General features: G+C 64.3%; 1 protein-coding gene. It reads right to left on the minus strand.

The genetic code is table 11. The features are described 5' to 3' along the window. Nucleotides 1-123: 123 nt before the first annotated feature. On the minus strand, nucleotides 124-1,530 hold the full coding sequence (locus APY03_RS32835) for an ISNCY family transposase (RefSeq protein WP_083944718.1): 1,407 nt from the start codon (nucleotides 1,528-1,530) through the stop codon (nucleotides 124-126). Nucleotides 1,531-1,695 lie beyond the last annotated feature (165 nt).

Here is a 1,695-nt window from a genome sequence, read left to right on the forward strand (position 1 = left end):
CCTAGCTACTTTCCGGCGCAAAAATGCCGTTTTGAGATTCAAGGCGGCGAGAGTAGAAATGGCAAAGCCGCCGTGAGCGGCGGCTTTGGTTTCGCTACGTTGGGAAGGAAGAGGGAACGGGCCTCAGCGCTTGGCTGAAGCTGCGAGAGCGAGGCCGATATTGATCAGATTGTCGGCAATGACGCCGAGCCCCACCCAGCGCCCCATGCCCGACAGCCCCTTGTAACGACTTCGATTGAGCCCGTGGCGTCTCTTCAAGAGACTGATGCGGCCTTCGGCTCCGGTGCGCCACTTCTGGCCATTGCGGAACCATCGCAGCTTCTGGTGCTTCTTGCGTTCGGCGCTCTTGGTGGAGCGGTTGGGAATCGAGACGCGTTTGACCCCCCGGGCGTGGGCGGCGGCTTCGTTGTGTGCCGAGAAGAATCCAGCGTCGGCCGCGACCAAGCGGGGCGGGCGTCCGAATTGCTGCTCATGGACATCGAGCGCGGGGACCAACAAGTCCGAGTCGCTGGGACGCTCGTCGTAGACCTCGTAGTGCGTGACGATCTGCTGTTCGGCTTCCTGGATCTTGACCATCTTGCCGAACTCTGTGGGCTTGGAGGCCTTGCCTTTGCGGATGATCTCGGTGTGGGCTTCGAACAAGCTCACGAGCTTGCCGCTCGAGTGCGGATTGCCCTTGAAGATGCGCTCGCGCGTCTGTCTCATGACCTGTTGGACGCGCGGGATCATGGTCTGCAAATACTTCCGCTCGGCTTCTATGCCCGCTTGCCTCAGGATGCAAGCGCTGCGCTTGACGCCGCTTGCCACCTCCTGCACGAAGCGCTTGGCCTGCCCCAGCACGCGCCCCGTGATGGACAGTAGCGTGGCGTAGCTCTGCTGCATGCGTTCCTTGCCCTGCTTGACGCGGCTGCGGCTGGCGCGCCCGATGTTGATCAGGCAATGGCGCACGCTCCTCGTGCGGTCGCGCAGCTTGGTGCCCACCGCACCGGCGAGTTCCCCGATCTTCTTCATCGCGCGCGTCAGCACCCGCACCCCGTCGCCCAGCAGCGTACTGTCAGTCGGATAGTGGATGTCGGTCTCCACGACGGTGGTATCGACGCGCATCCTGCGGCCGTGGACGATCTGCTTTTCCTGCGCGATGGCGACCACGCGCTGGTGGATCTTCTCGATGATCTGCGGGCCCAACGCGACGCCGAGCTTGCCCAGCGTCTTGGCGTCGGGAACCTTCTGCGCGCCCACGCGCGTGAACTGGCGATACACCAGGTTGGCACGCACCTCGCGCTCGACCACCGCGTAGCTCCAGTTGCGCATGTGCTTCAACACCAGCAGGCGCACCACGACCTCCGCCGGGGTGCCCTTGCGCCCACGCGTGCGGCTGTTGGGCCAGCGCTCAGCCAGCGCCGTGTACACCACGTCGAGCAGTTGCGGGTCGTCAAGCACCTGATCGACGTGGCGCATCCAGTCTTCCCACAAGTCGGCGACCTCCTCATCAATCAGGCCCTCGGCCAGATCGAGTTGTCGGCGGCACAGTTCAATCACTTCAGGCCTTCTTGCGCGCCCGGGCCCGCTGCGCCTTGGCCTGTTCCTTCTCGCGCCGCAGCAAGCGCAAGAACCGCTCGCGGTTGTCCGCCGCGAGTTCCACCCCGATCTCCTGGAAGCGCAGCCACGCGCGATGCGCGTCCTTGATCGCCTCGC

Source organism: Variovorax sp. WDL1 (assembly GCF_001541225.1).
In the GTDB taxonomy this organism is placed as follows: domain Bacteria; phylum Pseudomonadota; class Gammaproteobacteria; order Burkholderiales; family Burkholderiaceae_C; genus Variovorax.